Here is an 18,236-nt window from a genome sequence, read left to right as displayed (position 1 = left end):
CTTACTTATTTAAATTAAGAAATATTTATTCTTGAATCATTTTATTTAGTTTTTTACCGATCAAAAAAGCAAAAATAGCTATAACAACCGCAACTACAAATATAGAGCCAAACAAATGCTGATAACCATAGTAACTAGCGATTGTAGTTTCTGTGTCAAAACCTTTGCTAGTATCGTATTTTACGCCACTACTTGTATAAGTAGCTATCATTGTGCCAAGCTTTATACCTATCGCACTAGTTATAAACCAAGTACCCATTGCAAAACCCATAATTCTCTTAGGTAGAAGTTTTGCCATCAAAGCTAAACCTAAAGCACTTATCAGAAGTTCTGCAGAAGAAAAGCAAATTGTAATAGCTAAAACTTCCCACCAAATACTAATTTTAGAAGTTGGAACATTTAAGAAACAGGCCAAGAAAAGAACTCCATACGCACTACCGCAAAGTAATATTCCTAAAGCAAACTTGTGTGGTAAACACAAATCTCTATCTTTTAGTTTAATATAAATAGTTGCTAGTATTGGTGATAGTAAAACTACTCCCGCAGTATTTAAAACTCCTGGTACAGATTGAGCATTTACGCTAAAACCTAAGAAATGTAAATCCACATGATGAATGTTAAACAGCAAAAACGATGTAAACTTTTGCTGATAGATACAAAAGAAAACTACTGCGTAGAATAATAGTACTATTGCCACAAGTATCTTTCTTTTAGCTAAAGGATCTTTTTCTATAAAGATTTGCATACCAAATATAGTAAATATCAATAACGCCCCACCCCATAGAACTAAATCAGCTAAATTACCATGAGCTAAAATCACACTCAATAGAAATATTGTAGATAGTATTCCAAAAACTAATTTTAGATACATACCAATATTTAGGCTTAAATGTCCTACAGAATTATCAATATCTTTTATACTACTATAGCTGATTAAAGTATTTGCAATTGCAAGAACAAAGCCGACTGAACATAAAGAATATGTAAAAGTATAGCCAAAATTACTAGCCAAATATGGTATAAACAGTGACGCTGTAAGCGAACCAAGATTTATAGACATATAAAATATAGTATATAACGAATCAATCTTTGAATGATCAGTATATATTCTAGAGATAAGATTTGTTGGTGCAGGCTTAAATAGTGCTGCCCCTAATACTACAGTTGCTACAGCTACATATATAAGTGGTTTAAAAACAATCATCGCTGAGAAAGCAAGCAACGCATACCCAATAAGTAGCATAATACCACCGACAAACATTGTGCGTTTTATACCTAGTACCCTATCAGCAATTACACCACCAACAGCATTAAATACATAACTTAAAGCAGCGAAACTACCAAATAATAATACCGCTTGTGTTTCATCAAAATTAAAGCCATTATTACTCATAAAGAATAATATAGAAGTATAGCTAAACCCATAATAACCAAATCTCTCAAAGTACTCAAAAAAGCACAACATAAAGAAAGGATTTTGTTTTCTAACATTCATAGTAAAGATTAATTAAAAATAATATTGCCTAGCATTTTAGCATTTTATGTAAATAATGTACCTAGAAGATTAAAAATAATCCTTTATAATATATGTATATTATTGATTATATTGTGTTTATGAAATTTTTAAAAAATAATAAAGGGTTCAGTTTAGTAGAATTAATGGTTGTAATAGCAATCGTAGCTATACTTGCTGCTATATCTGTTCCAGCCTACTCAAACTATATTATGAGGGTACGCTTTCAAGATGAGATTAGTAAGATGGATAATTATCGCAAGGCTATTACTGATTTCATTCAAAACTCTGGTGTCACTACAGATGCAGAATTTCAATCTGGTATTGCTAATGTAAAAGATAATTATCTTGGTGATGATAATGTCGCTATAATGAGTGAACTTAAAGCAAATAATGGTACGTTATTATCTCACCCAGTTATAAATGGCTCTACTTATCAAATTGCATTGACTCCTAGAATTAATGATAATGGCTCTTTAATAAATTGGGAATGTAATATTCGTAATGAAACAAGTAATTCCGCCCCACCATCAGGAGCCATGCCAAATGGTTGTAACTCTACTGATACAGACTTAAATGATGATCAAAGTGCCTATAATGAAGAATATACAAGTCTTGAAGGCATTAGAGATACCGCTATAGCTGCAGCACATCAAGCATGGAATGATTTAACTACAGATTATGTTGATGCAAGTACTGATGACACTACTACAGAAGGCTCTCTAGGTTCATTAAATGTTTTAAAAAATGCCGCTTTAACAAATCAACAAAATAATACTGACTTAATAAATGATGCTAGAGGTGTAATGGATGATTATTTTAATCCTTATGATACCTCGAACTTAGAGGCTAACTATTCATCTTCTCTAAGTACTCTCAACGATAACGGTGATGTTCTTACCTCAGAATCAACGCCAACTGAGTTTGCTAATGCTGGACTAACTGAACTTACTGCATATCGTGACAGTATTGAAGATACAGATAGCGCTGAATATACAGCAGCTAATACCGCTGTAACTAATAGAACTACAGAAATTTCAAATCTTGAAACAGCTAAATCAAATTATGATACTGGTGTGGCTGCTGCCCCAGATTTAAGCTCTGAAATAACAAGTATAAATTCTCAAATTAGTGATAAAAATACCGAATTAAGTCAACAGGCTCTAACTGACTCTAATTTCACAGACAAAACAAACACAGCAAGTCAAGAATTTAGTGACTCTCTTGGTGAATTAAACTCTTCTGACGCGTTCTCAGGAGATCATGTAGATAGAAATAATTCTTAAATTTAAAACTATATTACAAAGGAATGGAATATGAAAAAACTTTTAGCTTATACTTCCTTTACGCTGCTAGCAAATATTGTTTTTGCAGATAAAGTTCCTTTTTACCTTATTATAGATAGTGAAACGGCATACTCCTGTAATGACAAAAAGAATAATAAAGAAAAAATAAAATGTGAAGACTCTAAAAAAAATAAAATTAATAACAATATTTGAGCTCCTTCCTTAACTTCATTACTCATTACTCATTACAAAAACTTAATCCAAACATACACTACAAAGTGCTAATATTATATTAACAAAAATATAGATTATTAGTATGGAAGCATCTACAAAGCATATATTTAACTACTCTTTTATAGCTATGCCAATAGCTTTTGCTAGCGTGCCTATTTATATATTTCTGCCAGACTATTACCATCAAAGTTTTGGAGTTAACCTTACTTTACTTAGTGTAGTTCTTTTTAGTCTTAGAATACTTGATGCATTATTAGACCCTTTTATTGGCTGGTACTGTGATAAGTTTCAATCTTATGAAAAAGTCAGCTTTGTTGTTATTATTTTAGCATTTATTATTGGTGTAACGATTACTTGCTCTCCAATTTTTAGCAATAAACTCATCAACTTATTTATCGGTATATTTCTAGCAACAATTTCATTTAGTTATTTGACTATATTTGTAGCTACAAAAGGTGCTCTTTGGCTTAAAAGTGATGATGATAAATCTACTATAATCAGTGTAAGAGAGACTTTCAATATAACTGGTGTTTTGATAGCCTCAGTATTACCATTTATTTTATTAATATTTTTTTCACAAAAAACTAGCTATTTAATTTACTCTATCGTTGCAAGTATACTTATTATCTTAGCAAGTATCTTTTTTATCAAATGGCTAAATACTACAAAAGTTGCCAACAAAAATATTCATGCCTTTAAGATTTCAAGCTATATTAAAGCATTCGATAGAGATGGAGTGTTCTTGTTTATAGCTTATATTATGAGTGCTTTAGGTTCTGCTATTCCAGCTGTTACTTTAGTATTTTTTAGTAGATATATATTAGATACAGCTGAATTAACAGGTTTATATATCTTTGTGTATTTCTTAGGAGCAATACTTTTTATTCCTTTTATAAAGAAACTTGCAATGAAAATAGGCATTATTAAAACTTGGGGATTAGCTTTAATATTTTGTGTATTGGTATTTGCTTTTGCTCTGCTATTAGGTAAGGGAGACACAGTAGGCTTCTCTGTTATTAGTTTCTTAGCAGGTGCTGGATTTGCAAGTGAGCTAATATTGCCAAGTATACTTTTAGCGAAGTGGATTGACTGTAAAGAGCGTAAAAACCTTGGAAATGGTTACTATGCAATCTTAGCTTTTTTGGGTAAATTTTGTTTTGCATTAGCAACGATTATTGCTTTACCTTTACTAAACTCACAACTTAATAATAGCGATAATCATCTTGAGATAATTCTAAAAATTATTTACTGTTTATTCCCGTGTATTGCAAAATTAAGCGCTGCTGTAGTATTATTTATTTGGTATAGGAAAATAAATTCCGTTCAATAACTTAAGGTGATAGATAACTTATGACTAATCGTTTCCAAAAATGCAATACAGTTTATAAATTAATATTTGTTCTAATATTTCTTATAACAATAATTTTACCTCCCTTATACTGGGCTACTGTACAAACTCCTACAGATCTATTTACTGAGTTTGGCATTTATCAAGAGCAATTATTTCAAATAAATCATCCCCCCTCAATATATACAAGAATCTTAGCTTTATGTGTAAGTCTAATTCCCACATTAAGTTTACTATACATATTGCGTCTTTTTATCAGATTATTCGGCTGTTACCAAAACTTAGAAATTTTTTCCGAGAAAGTTACTACTACATATAAAAAAATAGGTTGGGCATTTGTATATTGGGTTATTGCCCAAATAATATACGGTCCTTTGATCTCTCTTGTTTTAAGTTATAACAATCCCGTAGGTGAAAGATTCATCACAGCAGAAATAAATGGAATGGATTTTGTAATACTAATATTAGCAGGGTTTATGATGATGCTTGCTACTGTAATGAAAAAAGCTGACAATGCTATAAATAAATAACCTTAAAGTCCCAAATCCTGCTGATTAACAGCGTTCAAATTGTCTGGTATTTTAAGTTTAAAATGATTATACGCCATTAAAGTAGCTATACGCCCTCTTGCTGTACGCATTATATAACCTTGCTGGATAAGGTAAGGTTCTATAACATCTTCTATAGTCCCTTTTTCTTCACTTAACGCTGCTGCCATAGTATCTAAACCTACAGGCCCACCAGCAAACTTTTCCATAAGAGTAAGCAAATACTTATGATCCATATGATCAAACCCTACAGGATCAACCTTTAGCATGCCTAACGCTTTATCAGCTATGTCTAAAGTGATTTTCCCATCACTTTTAACCTGGGCGTAGTCTCTTACTCTACGCAAAAGTCTATTTGCTATACGAGGTGTACCTCGCGATCGTTTAGCAATTTCTTTTGCTCCATCTTCTGTTATATCAAGCTCTAAAAGCTCTCCTGATCTATATACTATCTTAGATAAATCCTCTATAGAATAAAACTCTAAGCGCTGGATAATCCCAAATCTATCACGAAGTGGTGATGTTAAAAGGCCAGCTCTTGTAGTTGCTCCTACTAGTGTAAACGGAGGCAGATCAATTTTAATAGATCTTGCAGCTGGGCCTTCTCCAATCATTATATCTAATTGATAATCCTCCATTGCAGGATAAAGAATTTCTTCTATAACCGGACTTAATCTATGAATTTCATCTATAAAAAGGACATCATTTTCTTCAAGATTAGTTAAAAGTGCAGCTAAATCTCCCGCTTTTTCAAGTACAGGACCACTAGTTTGTTTAAGTTCCACACCCATTTCAGTAGCTATAATGTTTGATAATGTTGTTTTACCAAGACCTGGAGGACCAAATATAAGTGTATGATCTAAGGCATCATTTCGTGATTTTGCAGCTTCTATGAATATTTCCATTTGTTCACGAACAACAGGTTGACCTTCATATTCAGATAAAGTTTTCGGACGAATTGCTCGATCAATAACTTTCTCGTCATTCGACTGAGTTATATTTGCTGAAATTATTCTATCTGTTTCGATCATAGTATTATCACATATAGGCTTTGTTAGTATTATAACATCTAATTTAGTATAATATTATTATCATAATTAAATATATTAAACGGAGATAAAATGAAGTATTTACACACTATGGTTCGTGTTAAAGACCTAGAAAAATCACTTGATTTTTACTGTAATGTTTTAGGTTTAAAAGAAGTTAGTCGTTATGATAATGACAAAGGAGAATTTACTTTAATATTCTTATGTGCACCAGAAGACTATGAAAAAGCTAAAGTTGAAAAAGCTCCAACATTAGAACTTACATATAATTGGGGCAGCGAAGAGAGCTACTCTACTGGCCGTAACTTTGGCCATTTAGCATTTTTAGTTGATAATATTTATGAAACCTGTGAAAAAATTATGCATGCAGGAGTTACTATAAATAGGCCTCCTAGAGATGGACACATGGCTTTTATAAAATCTCCTGATGGCATTTCAATTGAACTTCTTCAGAAAGGTGAATCTTTAAAACCTACTGATCCATGGTTAAGCATGGAAAATAAAGGAACTTGGTGATAAATAAACTTTGAAAAAGCACCTCTTATTGTCTACAATCAATGTATAAACTTTACTTATTATTTTAATGAGGAATTTCATGGAACTAAAAGAATTCAAACTACTTGAACTGTCACATTTTGACAATGTTAAATCTATAGAGTATCTGACAAATGATGCTGCAACACTTCTATACTTAGATGATCCAGCTTTAAAAATATTTAGAGATTATAAAAAGCATAAAGCTTTAACTGTACCAGCAGATATGCCAATAGTTGATGTTAAGAAAAAACTTATAAGCAACTTTAAAGATCTCGCTTTAGTTACCAATACAGACAATAAAGTTGTAGGAACTATTGCTTTACACTATCTTGAGGGTAGAGCAATTTTAAAAAGAGCTGCTGATGAAGGCTTTAAAATGTCAGATATGGTTGCTAATGATGCCAAAATTAATTTAGCGCAAATGAATACTATCTCATATCCAATTGTCGAAGGTGCTAAAATCGGACATATCTTGAACACACTGATCAACTCTGACAGACATCATATCATAGTGTATGATGAAGATAATAAAGATAATAAATTTATTAGAGGATACTTCTCTTTAGCATTTATCCGTAGGAATCTAGGGTTAGACATCAAACATTTGATGCCTAAAAATGGTTTAACAAGACTTAGTGAAGATCTTTAAAACATATTTTAATACTCAAACTTATTAACAATAATTTTTTCTAATTCACTCATTAACACGGGTCTTCCAGTATAATACCCTTGTATACTATCGCACTCTATTTCTTTTAAAAGTTCTAACTGTTCTTTCGTCTCTACACACTCAGCAACAGTTTTAAACCCAAGAGTCGATACTAAGTTTATAATTGCTTTTACTATAGTTAAATCACCTTTGTTTTTATCTATATTCCTAATAAAACTACCATCAATTTTTACCTGATTTACAGGTAATGATCTTAAGTAACTGAGTGAAGACTGCCCTACTCCAAAATCATCAATAGCATGTGAATAACCTACTCTTTTAGACTTATTAAGAAGGTCAACTGCAACTTTAGTATTTTCCATTAAAGCAGTCTCTGTAATTTCAAAACAAATATTTTTTGAATCAACACCTGAGCTATTAGCTAAATCCATTAACTCATTAAAAGCCGTTTTATCATTAAGATAAACAGTTGATACATTTAAAGATAACTCTATATCTTTAAGAATAGGGTTTCTTTCTAATAAGCCTTTAAACTTAGAAAGAGCTAGTTTAAAGACATATACTGTCAAATCTTTGATTAGGATACTTTCTTCTGCGACAAGTATAAATTCAGCAGGAGAAACCGTGCCTAAATGTTCATCATTCCATCGACATAGAACTTCTATCCCAGAAAATCTTTTTTCTTTAAGACAATATTGCGGTTGGTAGACTAAAAATAGCTCATTATTTTCTATGGCTTTACGCAGTCCTATTTCTATTTTATTAAAGCGTGAATAATTTTCTTTTATTTCTTTGGAAAAATAGCATCTACTAGTGCCCATCATAGCTTTTGCTTTATCTTTAGTCAGCTCCAAATTAGTTATTAAAGTTTCAGCTGTGTTACCTTCTTCAGGATAAAAAACAATACCAAAGCTTGCTGTATTGTATAGCTCAATTCCTTCAACAATAATCTTATTTGAAAATATTTTTTCTAATTTTTGTAAATATGTCTCAAATTTACTCACATGTTTATTACCTTTCAACATAATTGCAAATTGATCTGCATTAAACCTTGATATGATAGTATTTTGCGGGACTGCTAATTTTATTTTATCTGCAATAGTTTTTAATAACTTATCACCAAAGCAACGACCATACCTTTCGTTTACTTTTTTAAAATTATCTATATCACAATATATGATAGCTAATTTGTTTTTTAATAAATTAGCTACTTGTATTGATTCTTTTAAAAGTTCTAAAAAATAATCTCTAGTAGCTAGTTTTGTAACATCATCAACTTTAAATAGTTTTGAAATTTCTTTCTCAGATCTTTCGATTTCTTTAGCTTGGTTTATTAATTTTTTTTCTAAAGACTTATTCTTTGCTACATCATATGAAAAATTATAAATATCATTTAACTCTTGAAACTTCTCTTTTACTGATGTTCTTTCATTAATATACAATAATAATAAAACACCCGCTCCACCTTCAGGCATGAATCGAGCACATTCTAAAATATATTGCTTGCCATTAATAGATGCACCACTATTAATAAGATTTAAGCTTTTTGAGGCAGTTTTAAGATATTTCTTAAATGAGATTGCAGCATCTAGTTTTAGAAAAGATTCGTTATTAATCGTTTCACATACATTATGACTTATATTTGAAAAAATCTCATTATGTTCTAAAACTTTAGCTTCAAGATCTACTAATAAAACTGGCTTTTTACTCACCCTAGCTAAAACTTTAAAAACATCTTTATAGTCCATATTTAATCACCGATGAATTCTCTACCCTTTGCAGCATTAGCTTCTTTTGACTGAGAGCTTAACCAAACCGTAACTCTGCATTCTTTATCTCCATTCGCTATAGCTTTATCTATCGACACCTTAGCATAACCAATACTATCTGCAGCTATAGTTCCAAACACATTTGTAGTCATCATACATAATGACGGTCTTCCAATTACTTTCTCTGCAAAAGGACACTTTTTATTACCTAAAACTATTTTATCTTGAGTTTCTTCTATAATATAGAATTCTCCTTTAATCCGCTTTTTTAAATCAACTAAAACTTGAACAAGAACATCTTTAGGTAACTTTTCTAAAGATAAGGCTTCTTTATATTCTGCATTCATTTCTTCACCCATGACTTGACCAACAACAGAGATAAACCCTTTCGAATCTTCCAAGCCAATGGTGTCTTGAAGAACACCTGTTAAATGGTTAATTAATGAACGCAAAAAACCATCTCTTTCTATTTCAACGTCTAAATGACTTATTTCATCAACTTTGCTCATAAGATCTCCACTGATTTTAAAAAATGCTGTTATATATTAGTATAACTTATACACCATAAAAAAAATAATATCTTTTAAAGTATTTCAGCTGATGTTTATAAGTATTTTTCAATAACCTGATAGATTTCATTAGCTATTATTTTATAGCCTTTAACATTCGGATGAATACTATCAACCATCAGATCTCTATGACCAATTACCCCATCTAAAATGTTTGGTACAAGTAAGCAACCATTATCCCTTGCAAACTTAATATAATCATCAGCATAATCACTACTAAAATACGGAATATCTATACCTAATATAACAACTAAAGCACCATTTTCATGCAATATCTCAACAATTTTCTTAAGATTTGCAAAAGCTTCTTGAGCTGGGATTTTTTTCTTTAAGTCATTACCGCCTAATGTTATCAAAACAAGCTTAGGATCTTTAGCCACGACACTATCTACCCTAGCAAATGCTTCAGAGGTAGTCTCTCCAGATATGCCCATGTTTATTACAGGCTGGTCTATAAGTCTAGATAATTGAGCTGGATAGTTATCTGTATCATTCACACCATACCCTGCTGTTAAGCTGTCACCAAATGCCACTATAGTTTTTCCACTAGCGTTAGCATTCACAATGTTCCAATCATTGTTAGAATTTGTAAAGTATAAGTGTGCAAAATAACTAAATACTGCTATTAATGCCAAAATAATTAGTTTTTTCATAAGCTCAATTTTTAAGAAATTTTATGGAATTATAAAGTAGTTAAATAGAAAGTTCTATTTTATTAACTTAGCAAAAGTAAGAAATATTATATTTTTAAAGGCTAAATATTAGCTAGCACACCTTCTCTGCATATATCCAAGCTCTTATTCCAGATCTCAAAACAGCTTCTTTTCTAATATATGCATCTATTTCATATTCATCTGAAAGCTTGATTTCTTTATATGTAAGCTCAAAAGCAGTTCCTATAACAGTATCATTGCTATTATTGGTTTTTTTCAGAATTGGATGAAATTTCTTACCACTTATAGCTATTACCTTTTCATCGAATATTTCAATTTCAGATAGAACATAACCTTCTAAAACATCTTTTATACCAACAAGCTTTCTGCCAAAAGTTTCTAGCTGGACTTCTTCTTGTTGTAAAGTTCCATATGAGAATAATAGTTCCATAATATTATCTCACTGGTTAAAGCAGTTTGTCTAATTCTTTTGAAATCTTCTCAACAGAAAGACAACTATCATCAAGAAGCAAATCTTTAGTACCATGAGATAAAAATTTATCTTGTAAGCCATAATTACGCACTGTAATATTTTTTTGTAAATCATTAGCAATAATATACTCATTTACCGCTGAACCTGCCCCAGCAGAGATAGTATTTTCTTCAATAGTTATAACTACATCATGTTTTTTACAAACATTTGCAATAGTAGACTCATCTAATGGCTTAACAAAACGCATATCTACAAGCGTCGCATTATATTTATCAGCTAATTTTTGAGCTACTGGTAATAATGCCCCAAAGTTTAAAACAGCTAGTTTTTGACCTTGTTTGAGGATTTTAGCCTTACCAAGCTGTATATCTAAAGTTTCTGTAATTTCTTGCCCAGTACCAGCTCCTCGAGGATAACGCACCATCGCCGGGCCATTATATTCATATCCAAGCTCAAACATATGGTGAGCTTCATTTTCATCACTAGGAGTCATAATCACATGATTTGGTATAGCTCTCATAAAGCTCAAGTCAAAACTACCGTCGTGAGTAGAACCATCAGCCCCTACAAGCCCAGCTCTATCAACAGCATATAACACATCAAGGTTTTGTAATGCCACATCATGTATAACCTGATCATACGCTCGTTGTAAAAATGTAGAATAAATTGCAACAACAGGTTTTAAACCTTGGCAGGCTAACCCACCAGCAAATGTAACAGCATGTTGCTCAGCGATAGCTACATCAAAGTATCTATTGCTATATTCTTTTGAAAACCTGATAAGATCAGATCCTTCTTTCATTGCTGGTGTAATACCAACTAACTTAGTATCTTTCGAAGCTTTCTCACAAATCCAATTACCAAATATATTTGAATATGTTGGTTTTACTACACTTGAGCTCTTACTAGATTCGATACCTGTATGAAAGCTTGGAGCTACATGATGAAACTTAATTGGATCAGATTCAGCCTTTTCATAACCTTTACCTTTTTTAGTAACTATATGTAAAAGCTTAGGTCCTTTATGCTTTTTGAGTATTTTCAAGGTTTTAACTAAATCTTCAACATCATGACCATCAACAGGCCCAACATAATAAAAACCTAAATCTTCAAAAAAATTAGCAGGAACAAACATTCCCTTTGCCTGAGTTTCAAACCTTTTTACAAACTCAAACATTGGTGGGATATTTTTAAGTACTTCTTTGCCTTTTTCTCTGACAGAGTTATAAAGACCACCTGAGATAATCTTACTAAAGTGTGCAGATAACCCACCGACATTATCAGAAATAGACATTTCATTATCATTTAAAACAACCAAAATATCTTCATCTATACCACCAGCATGATTTAGAGCTTCAAAAGCCATACCTCCTGTTATAGCGCCGTCACCTATTACAGCTACAGTTTTAGTATTTTTATTTTGTAGTCTGTCACCGATCGCCATACCAAGAGCAGCACTTATAGAAGTGCTAGAATGACCCACACCAAAAGTATCATATTCACTTTCAGCTCGCTTTGGAAATCCTGAAATACCACCATCTTTTTTAATAGTTACAAGCTTATCTTTACGACCTGTAAGTATCTTATGAATATATGTTTGATGTCCGACATCCCATACGATGTTATCATAAGGAGTATTGTAAACATAATGCAAGGCAACTGTAAGCTCCGTAGCACCTAGACTACTAGCAAAATGCCCACCACTTACATCCAATGTATCAACTAAAAACTCACGTAATTCTGCAGATAAATTTTGTAACTGGCATTCTGTTAATAACTTTAAATCATCAGGAGTTTTTATATCATCTAAAATTTCATATTTTTTTTGCATACTATCTTCTTAAATCCAGTATTTGAGTACCTAAAATATTAAACTATTCCCACTCAATAGTACCAGGTGGTTTACCTGTTACATCATAGACTACTCTAGAAACCGTTTTTATTTCATTTACAATTCGGTTAGATACTAATGATAAAAAATCATGAGGTAAATTTGCCCAAGTAGCAGTCATAAAGTCTATACTAACAACAGCTCTTAATGCTATCACATACTCATACCTTCTTTGATCACCAACCACACCAACAGATTTAACTGGTAAAAACACAGCAAAGGCTTGAGATATATCATGATAAATATTGTGCTTAACAAGCTCTTCAATAAATATTGCATCGGCTCTTTGTAATGTTTCTACATACTCTTTTTTGATTTCACCAAGTATACGAATACCAAGGCCAGGTCCAGGGAATGGATGACGATATAGCATAGCATGTGGTAATCCTAAACCAACACCTAACCTTCTAACCTCATCCTTAAAAAGTTCACGTAGTGGCTCAAGAAGTTTTAGCTTCATCTCTTTTGGTAAACCACCAACATTATGATGAGATTTAATAACATGAGCTTTTGAGCTACTATTGCCAGCTGATTCAATAACATCACTGTAAATAGTACCTTGAGCTAACCATTTAGCATTCTCAATTTTAGAAGCTTCTTCATCAAATATCTCAACAAATAGTCCACCTATTATCTTACGCTTTTTCTCTGGATCATTCTCTCCAGCTAAAGCATCTAAAAATCTATTTTCAGCATCCACTCGGATAACATTTATATCCATATGATCTGCAAATACTTTCATTACTTGATCACCTTCGTTTAAGCGAAGTAAACCAGTATCAACAAATATACAAGTAAGCTGATCTCCAATAGCCTTATGAAGTATTGCAGCTACAACGGATGAATCAACTCCACCAGATAAGCCTAAAATAACTTTATCAGTTCCAACTTTTTCTTTTATTTCTTCAATATCATTTTCAATAATATTTTCGATATTCCAAAGAGTGTCACACTTACATATTTCAACTACAAAGTTTTCAACTAACTGTTGCCCATGTTCTGTATGAGTAGTTTCAGGATGGAACTGCACACCATAAAAAGGTTTAGTTTTATGAGCTACAGCTGCAACTGGAGCATTTATAGATGAAGCAATTATCTCAAAATGTTCACCGGTATCTGTAACCTTATCGCTGTGGCTCATCCAAACAAGTTGTTCAGAACCTAGCTTTGCAAATAACTTATTTTCATCTTGTGCTATATTTATTATAGCTTTACCAAACTCACTTTGATCAGAGCCTTTGACTTCTCCACCATGTTGCATAACCATAGTCTGCATACCATAGCATATACCTAGTACTGGAATATTTAGTTCAAAAACCACACTTGGAGCTTTTATCTCAGAATCATATACAGATTCTGGTCCACCTGAAAGTACGATACCTTTCGCACCGTAGTTTTTTATTAATTTAGGATCTACATCATGAGGAAATATCTCACAAAAAACACCTACCTCACGAACTCTTCTAGCTATAAGCTGTGTATATTGAGAACCAAAATCTAAAATTAAAATCTTATGATTATGTATATCAGTCATCATCATTTTTAAAATATGGGAATATTGCTATGTATTTTAGCCTAAATGAGCTTGTTTGTAATTAGATTTTTCTATAAGGTTTATATTTTAAAGCTAGTTAATTAAATCAGCATCCCCATAACTGAAGTTACACACTAAACATATTTTATTTAACTGCAATCACCACATATGCTAAAATACAAAGAACTTTACAAAATCATAATTTAAATATGAAAACAAATTTTTGTGCAGGTCCTGCTGTAGTTCCTCAAAGTATTATAGAGCAACTACAATCAATGATTGTAAACTATAAGAATACAGGTGTTTCTTTACTTTCTATTTCTCACAGAGATAAAGCTTTTGAAGAAGTTTATACTTCAATAGATACTGGTTTACGCCAGCTGTTACAGATACCTAAAGACTACTCTATATTACTAATGCAAGCTGGAGCTACTGCTCAATTTGCTGGTATTCCAATGAATTTATCAAGTAAGTACAAAAAAGCTCTTTATGTTTGTAGTGGACAATGGTCAGAAAAAGCAGCAAAAGAAGCATCTAAATTTATAGAAGTTGATGCTGTAACATACGATGATAATATCCAAGATAAGTTTGTAGCTGATAAGTATGACTACATATACTATACAGATAATGAAACTGTCGATGGTTTTCAAATAAATGAATTAGCTAAATCATGTAATACTAAAGTAGTATGTGATATGTCTTCTAGTTTTTTATCTAAACCTTTAAATATTGATAACTATGGCCTTATATATGCTGGGGCTCAAAAGAATGCTGGTATCCCTGGAGTTACTATAGTTATTATTAAAAACTCTCTTATCGAGAAAAAAGCTAACCTACCAATAGTACTTGATTACTGGGTAACTGAAAAATCTAAATCAGTTTATAATACTCCATCTGTCATTTCATGGGTAACTTTTGAGTTAACTCTTAAATATCTAATCAACAACTTCGGTAACCTTAAAAAAATTGAAGAATTTAACAACGAAAAAGCTGAATTACTTTACAAAACCATAGATAATTCAAATATATTTAGAAACACTATAAAAGCTAAATATAGATCAAATATGAATATAGTTTTTCAACTTACAAATGAAGAGCTCACAAAAAAATTCTTGGATGAGGCAGATAAAAAAGGGTTTTATGGGCTAAAAGGTCATAGGTTGATCGGAGGTTGTAGAGCTAGCTTATACAATGCTGTTTCTTTAGAAGATGTGAAAAAATTAGTCAAATTTATGCAGGATTTTGAAAATGAACAATCATAAAATTATAACTATAGATGGCCCGAGTGGCGTTGGTAAAGGTACACTAGCCAAAGCACTTGCAAAACACTTTAATTATAAACTTTTAGATAGTGGTGCTATATACAGGCTTGCCGCTCTTCATTGTCTAAAGAACAACACAAACCTTGATAATGAGACAAATGTCTATACTACTCTTAAAAACCTTTCAATATCTTTTGAAATTAATAATGATGAAGTAAATAGTTTATTAAATGGAGATAATGTTTCTAAAGAAATTCGCACAGAAAAAACAGGTATGAGTGCTTCAAAAATTGCAGCTTACCCTAAAGTTAGAGAAATATTATTTCAAAAGCAACAAGATTTTGCTACTGATGAAGGTTTAGTAGCTGACGGTAGAGATATGGGAACTGTAGTTTTCACAAATGCTAAATACAAGTTTTTCTTAGATGCAGATACTAAAATTACTGCTCAAAGAAGATACAACGAACTAGAGTCTAAGGGATTAAATCCAGATTTCGAAACTATCTTAGCTGATATAGAAAAAAGAGACTATCAAGATCGTAACCGTAAAGTAGCTCCTCTTAAACCAGCGGATGATGCGGTAATAATCAATACATCTCATCTTAGTATAAAAGAAGTTTTTGATAAAGTGGTTTCTTTAATTAAATAATTATTAAAAACCCACCTTTATAACATCTCCATTAGCTATTCCTGCTATAGATTTTAAATATGCTGACGCGACTTCTTCAGCTTTTACAGGTTTATAGCCTGGAAAAAAAGGAGCATATTTGTCTAATGCTTCTTCTACAACTGTTGGGCTCACCGCATTAATACGAAAATCTTTATACTCAAGAGATGCTGCTTTAATAAATCCTTCTAAACCAGCATTTACAGTAGCTGCTATGCTTCCTAATGCAATAGGCTCAACATTTAGTATACCTGTTGTAATGGTAAATGAACCGCCTTTAGTTATATATTGAGCACCAATCTGTACTAAATTTATCTGACCTAAAAGTTTGTTCTCCAGGCTTAGATCCCAATCTGCTTGCTCGATTTCAGTAACACTTTTGAAAACTACTTTTCCTGTTGTTGATACTAAAGCATCAAATGAACCCACTTTTTCAAATAATTCTTTGATAGAGTTAGGGTTTTGTATATCAACACTATAGTGAGTATTTGCGCCTGAAAAACTTGCTGTTATAACCTCAAACCCTGCATTTTTCAAAGTACTTAAAGTTGCTTTGCCAATAGTACCACTGGCACCTATTAAAACTATTTTCTTACTCATATTCACTCCTGATAAATGGTACAAAAAACAACTAACTAGCATATGCCAGTTAGCAATTTTAAAGTTTAATAATTTTTGATTTATAGAAAGGTGTTAGATTAATTATTTAGACTCAAGATACTTCATTACAGTTTCTGGAGAAGATTCACCGTAAGGGTCGTCATCAGCGTTATCACGCTTACCAGGCTCAACGAACATTTTCTCAACTTCGCCATTAGCTACAACCATAGCGTATCTCCATGTTCTGTGACCAAAACCTAAGTTAGATTTATCTACAAGCATGTCCATACCTTTAGTAAATTCACCGTTACCATCTGGAATTGGCTTAATGTTTTTTACGCCTTGAGCTTGGATCCATTTGTTCATCACAAAAGTATCATTTACTGATAATACATAAATATCATCTATGCCTAGTTCTCTAAATTTAGCTGCATTTTCTTCAAAACCTGGTAACTGATAAGTTGAACAAGTTGGAGTGTATGCACCTGGCAAAGCAAATACGATAACTCTTTTGTTGTTAAAGATATCACCAGTAGTCACATCTTCCCATTTAAACGGGTTATCACCACCAATACTTTCATCTCTTACTCTTGTTCTAAAAGTTACTTCAGGAACTCTTTTAGTCATAACATCTCCTTGGTTTAGTTATTTATTGTTAGTTACGAGTATTATTGTATTATAGTTATTTCTAATTTAAAATATATAAATCTTATAGCTACAATAACAATTTCTTATATGAATACTCGCACATTAGAATATATCATAGCTGTCTATGAAACTAAAAGTTTTATCACTGCATCTGAAAGATGTTTTGTTAGTCAACCAGCTCTAAGTATGCAAATTAAAAAATTTGAAGAATATACAAACCTTCAAGTTTTTGAAAGAGGCACAAAGCAAGTGCTTATAACCAAAGCGGGTTTGAAGATTGTAAATCAAGCCTACAAAATACTTGATGAGGTTAGCAATCTTGACCGTATTGCAGAAATTAATCAAGATGGTAGTAGAATAAAAGTCTCTATAGGAGCATTCCCTACTTTATGCCCATATCTGATGCCAGAGATACTACCTTTAATTAAAAAAGAATTTCCTGATATAAGTATTTCCCTAGTTGAAGAAAAAACTGATATTCTTGTTGATATGCTTGATCAAGGTAAGCTAGACTTTGCTTTTTTAGCAACCCCTACTGATGGTTATCAATTTCAAAGGAAAAACCTTTTTAAAGATAAATTTTTTGTAGCTGTAGCTAAGACAAATGAATTATCAAAAAATAAATCTATAAGCATAGAGAATGTTATTAAAGAAAACCTTATGATTCTTGATGAAGGCAATTGCTTAAGAGACCAAACACTTAGATTATGTAGTTTAAATAGTCATAATAACAATGACTTTAAAGGCAGTAGTTTAGAGACACTTCGTCAAATGGTATCTATTAATGAAGGGGTAACCTTAATTCCAAAAATAGCTTGCTCTAAGCATGAAAATATCAAATATCTAAATATTGATGGTTCTGGATTTTACAGAAATATTGATTTAGTTATGAGAAAAAGCTCTGTTTATTCAGACTTATTTGAAAGTATCTCTAACTTAGTTACTAAAAGATATAAAGTCTAAAA

General features: G+C 31.7%; 19 protein-coding genes. 9 read left to right on the top strand and 10 right to left on the bottom strand.

Annotation, left to right across the window (positions count from 1 at the left end; translation table 11 throughout):
* Positions 1-25 precede the first annotated feature (25 nt).
* The gene (locus FLM55_RS00590; protein WP_178947533.1) at positions 26-1,495 is read right to left on the bottom strand and encodes a peptide MFS transporter; all 1,470 of its coding nucleotides are present in this window, start codon (positions 1,493-1,495) and stop codon (positions 26-28) included.
* Between the two features lie 119 nt (positions 1,496-1,614).
* Here FLM55_RS00590 and FLM55_RS09525 point away from each other — a divergent pair, with 119 nt between their 5' ends.
* The 4 genes from FLM55_RS09525 to FLM55_RS00570 all read left to right on the top strand — a co-directional run bounded on the left by FLM55_RS09525 (position 1,615) and on the right by FLM55_RS00570 (position 4,911).
* Complete coding sequence (locus FLM55_RS09525; protein WP_178947532.1) at positions 1,615-2,799, top strand: prepilin-type N-terminal cleavage/methylation domain-containing protein; 1,185 nt, start codon at positions 1,615-1,617, stop codon at positions 2,797-2,799.
* A 30-nt stretch (positions 2,800-2,829) separates the two neighbouring features.
* On the top strand, positions 2,830-3,012 hold the full coding sequence (locus tag FLM55_RS00580) for a hypothetical protein (RefSeq protein WP_178947531.1): 183 nt from the start codon (positions 2,830-2,832) through the stop codon (positions 3,010-3,012).
* 103 nt (positions 3,013-3,115) lie between these two features.
* Entirely contained in the window at positions 3,116-4,363 is a 1,248-nt protein-coding gene (locus FLM55_RS00575; RefSeq protein WP_178947530.1) for an MFS transporter, read from the top strand.
* A 20-nt stretch (positions 4,364-4,383) separates the two neighbouring features.
* Positions 4,384-4,911, top strand: a complete 528-nt coding sequence (locus FLM55_RS00570) for a DUF2975 domain-containing protein (protein WP_178947529.1) — start codon at positions 4,384-4,386, stop codon at positions 4,909-4,911.
* A gap of 2 nt (positions 4,912-4,913) precedes the next feature.
* Here FLM55_RS00570 and ruvB read toward each other — a convergent pair whose 3' ends face one another.
* Positions 4,914-5,960, bottom strand: a complete 1,047-nt coding sequence (gene ruvB / locus FLM55_RS00565; protein WP_178947528.1) for a Holliday junction branch migration DNA helicase RuvB — start codon at positions 5,958-5,960, stop codon at positions 4,914-4,916.
* 90 nt (positions 5,961-6,050) lie between these two features.
* Here ruvB and gloA point away from each other — a divergent pair, with 90 nt between their 5' ends.
* Both gloA and FLM55_RS00555 read left to right on the top strand, forming a co-directional pair.
* Positions 6,051-6,494 (top strand): lactoylglutathione lyase, encoded by a 444-nt coding sequence (gene gloA, locus FLM55_RS00560; RefSeq protein ID WP_178947527.1) that lies wholly within the window; start codon positions 6,051-6,053, stop codon positions 6,492-6,494.
* Between the two features lie 79 nt (positions 6,495-6,573).
* The gene (locus FLM55_RS00555) at positions 6,574-7,164 is read left to right on the top strand and encodes a CBS domain-containing protein (RefSeq protein ID WP_178947526.1); all 591 of its coding nucleotides are present in this window, start codon (positions 6,574-6,576) and stop codon (positions 7,162-7,164) included.
* Between the two features lie 8 nt (positions 7,165-7,172).
* Here FLM55_RS00555 and FLM55_RS00550 read toward each other — a convergent pair whose 3' ends face one another.
* The 6 genes from FLM55_RS00550 to guaA all read right to left on the bottom strand — a co-directional run bounded on the left by FLM55_RS00550 (position 7,173) and on the right by guaA (position 14,094).
* Positions 7,173-8,933 (bottom strand): bifunctional diguanylate cyclase/phosphodiesterase, encoded by a 1,761-nt coding sequence (locus FLM55_RS00550; RefSeq protein ID WP_178947525.1) that lies wholly within the window; start codon positions 8,931-8,933, stop codon positions 7,173-7,175.
* A 2-nt stretch (positions 8,934-8,935) separates the two neighbouring features.
* On the bottom strand, positions 8,936-9,463 hold the full coding sequence (locus FLM55_RS00545; protein ID WP_178947524.1) for a methanogen output domain 1-containing protein: 528 nt from the start codon (positions 9,461-9,463) through the stop codon (positions 8,936-8,938).
* Positions 9,464-9,558: 95 nt separating this feature from the next.
* Positions 9,559-10,176, bottom strand: a complete 618-nt coding sequence (locus tag FLM55_RS00540; RefSeq protein ID WP_178947523.1) for an arylesterase — start codon at positions 10,174-10,176, stop codon at positions 9,559-9,561.
* Positions 10,177-10,288: 112 nt separating this feature from the next.
* Positions 10,289-10,627, bottom strand: a complete 339-nt coding sequence (locus FLM55_RS00535) for a gamma-glutamylcyclotransferase family protein (protein WP_178947522.1) — start codon at positions 10,625-10,627, stop codon at positions 10,289-10,291.
* 16 nt (positions 10,628-10,643) lie between these two features.
* Positions 10,644-12,500, bottom strand: coding sequence for a 1-deoxy-D-xylulose-5-phosphate synthase (dxs, locus tag FLM55_RS00530; RefSeq protein WP_178947521.1), 1,857 nt, complete (start codon positions 12,498-12,500; stop codon positions 10,644-10,646).
* 43 nt (positions 12,501-12,543) lie between these two features.
* Complete coding sequence (gene guaA, locus FLM55_RS00525) at positions 12,544-14,094, bottom strand: glutamine-hydrolyzing GMP synthase (RefSeq protein ID WP_178947520.1); 1,551 nt, start codon at positions 14,092-14,094, stop codon at positions 12,544-12,546.
* A 209-nt stretch (positions 14,095-14,303) separates the two neighbouring features.
* On the opposite strand from guaA, the gene serC reads away from it, so the two are divergent.
* Together serC and cmk are read left to right on the top strand one after the other, a co-directional pair.
* Positions 14,304-15,356, top strand: a complete 1,053-nt coding sequence (gene serC, locus FLM55_RS00520) for a 3-phosphoserine/phosphohydroxythreonine transaminase (RefSeq protein ID WP_178947519.1) — start codon at positions 14,304-14,306, stop codon at positions 15,354-15,356.
* Positions 15,343-16,005 (top strand): (d)CMP kinase, encoded by a 663-nt coding sequence (gene cmk, locus FLM55_RS00515; RefSeq protein WP_178947518.1) that lies wholly within the window; start codon positions 15,343-15,345, stop codon positions 16,003-16,005. Before serC ends, cmk begins: the two co-directional genes overlap by 14 nt.
* A 3-nt stretch (positions 16,006-16,008) precedes the next feature.
* Here cmk and FLM55_RS00510 read toward each other — a convergent pair whose 3' ends face one another.
* Together FLM55_RS00510 and FLM55_RS00505 are read right to left on the bottom strand one after the other, a co-directional pair.
* Positions 16,009-16,623, bottom strand: coding sequence for a short chain dehydrogenase (locus FLM55_RS00510; protein WP_178947517.1), 615 nt, complete (start codon positions 16,621-16,623; stop codon positions 16,009-16,011).
* Positions 16,624-16,725: 102 nt separating this feature from the next.
* A complete protein-coding gene (locus FLM55_RS00505) occupies positions 16,726-17,250 on the bottom strand; it encodes a peroxiredoxin (protein WP_178947516.1) in 525 nt (174 codons plus the stop codon).
* Between the two features lie 108 nt (positions 17,251-17,358).
* Here FLM55_RS00505 and FLM55_RS00500 point away from each other — a divergent pair, with 108 nt between their 5' ends.
* Positions 17,359-18,234, top strand: a complete 876-nt coding sequence (locus tag FLM55_RS00500) for a LysR substrate-binding domain-containing protein (protein ID WP_178947515.1) — start codon at positions 17,359-17,361, stop codon at positions 18,232-18,234.
* Positions 18,235-18,236: the final 2 nt, after the last annotated feature.

The sequence above is a fragment of the Francisella sp. Scap27 genome, from assembly GCF_013394105.1.
Lineage (GTDB): Bacteria > Pseudomonadota > Gammaproteobacteria > Francisellales > Francisellaceae > Francisella > Francisella adeliensis.
This window is presented reverse-complemented; position numbering and strand designations above follow the sequence as displayed.

Bases quoted from the DNA above. Each gene is read 5' to 3' on its own strand.
- cmk (WP_178947518.1), top strand. From the start codon at position 15,343: ATGAACAATCATAAAATTATAACTATAGATGGCCCGAGTGGCGTTGGT.
- ruvB (WP_178947528.1), bottom strand. From the start codon at position 5,960: ATGATCGAAACAGATAGAATAATTTCAGCAAATATAACTCAGTCGAAT.
- serC (WP_178947519.1), top strand. From the start codon at position 14,304: ATGAAAACAAATTTTTGTGCAGGTCCTGCTGTAGTTCCTCAAAGTATT.
- guaA (WP_178947520.1), bottom strand. From the start codon at position 14,094: ATGACTGATATACATAATCATAAGATTTTAATTTTAGATTTTGGTTCT.
- FLM55_RS00555 (WP_178947526.1), top strand. From the start codon at position 6,574: ATGGAACTAAAAGAATTCAAACTACTTGAACTGTCACATTTTGACAAT.
- dxs (WP_178947521.1), bottom strand. From the start codon at position 12,500: ATGCAAAAAAAATATGAAATTTTAGATGATATAAAAACTCCTGATGAT.
- FLM55_RS00580 (WP_178947531.1), top strand. From the start codon at position 2,830: ATGAAAAAACTTTTAGCTTATACTTCCTTTACGCTGCTAGCAAATATT.
- FLM55_RS00570 (WP_178947529.1), top strand. From the start codon at position 4,384: ATGACTAATCGTTTCCAAAAATGCAATACAGTTTATAAATTAATATTT.
- FLM55_RS00500 (WP_178947515.1), top strand. From the start codon at position 17,359: ATGAATACTCGCACATTAGAATATATCATAGCTGTCTATGAAACTAAA.
- FLM55_RS00540 (WP_178947523.1), bottom strand. From the start codon at position 10,176: ATGAAAAAACTAATTATTTTGGCATTAATAGCAGTATTTAGTTATTTT.
- FLM55_RS00505 (WP_178947516.1), bottom strand. From the start codon at position 17,250: ATGACTAAAAGAGTTCCTGAAGTAACTTTTAGAACAAGAGTAAGAGAT.
- FLM55_RS00510 (WP_178947517.1), bottom strand. From the start codon at position 16,623: ATGAGTAAGAAAATAGTTTTAATAGGTGCCAGTGGTACTATTGGCAAA.
- FLM55_RS00535 (WP_178947522.1), bottom strand. From the start codon at position 10,627: ATGGAACTATTATTCTCATATGGAACTTTACAACAAGAAGAAGTCCAG.
- FLM55_RS00545 (WP_178947524.1), bottom strand. From the start codon at position 9,463: ATGAGCAAAGTTGATGAAATAAGTCATTTAGACGTTGAAATAGAAAGA.
- FLM55_RS00575 (WP_178947530.1), top strand. From the start codon at position 3,116: ATGGAAGCATCTACAAAGCATATATTTAACTACTCTTTTATAGCTATG.
- FLM55_RS00590 (WP_178947533.1), bottom strand. From the start codon at position 1,495: ATGAATGTTAGAAAACAAAATCCTTTCTTTATGTTGTGCTTTTTTGAG.
- gloA (WP_178947527.1), top strand. From the start codon at position 6,051: ATGAAGTATTTACACACTATGGTTCGTGTTAAAGACCTAGAAAAATCA.
- FLM55_RS00550 (WP_178947525.1), bottom strand. From the start codon at position 8,933: ATGGACTATAAAGATGTTTTTAAAGTTTTAGCTAGGGTGAGTAAAAAG.
- FLM55_RS09525 (WP_178947532.1), top strand. From the start codon at position 1,615: ATGAAATTTTTAAAAAATAATAAAGGGTTCAGTTTAGTAGAATTAATG.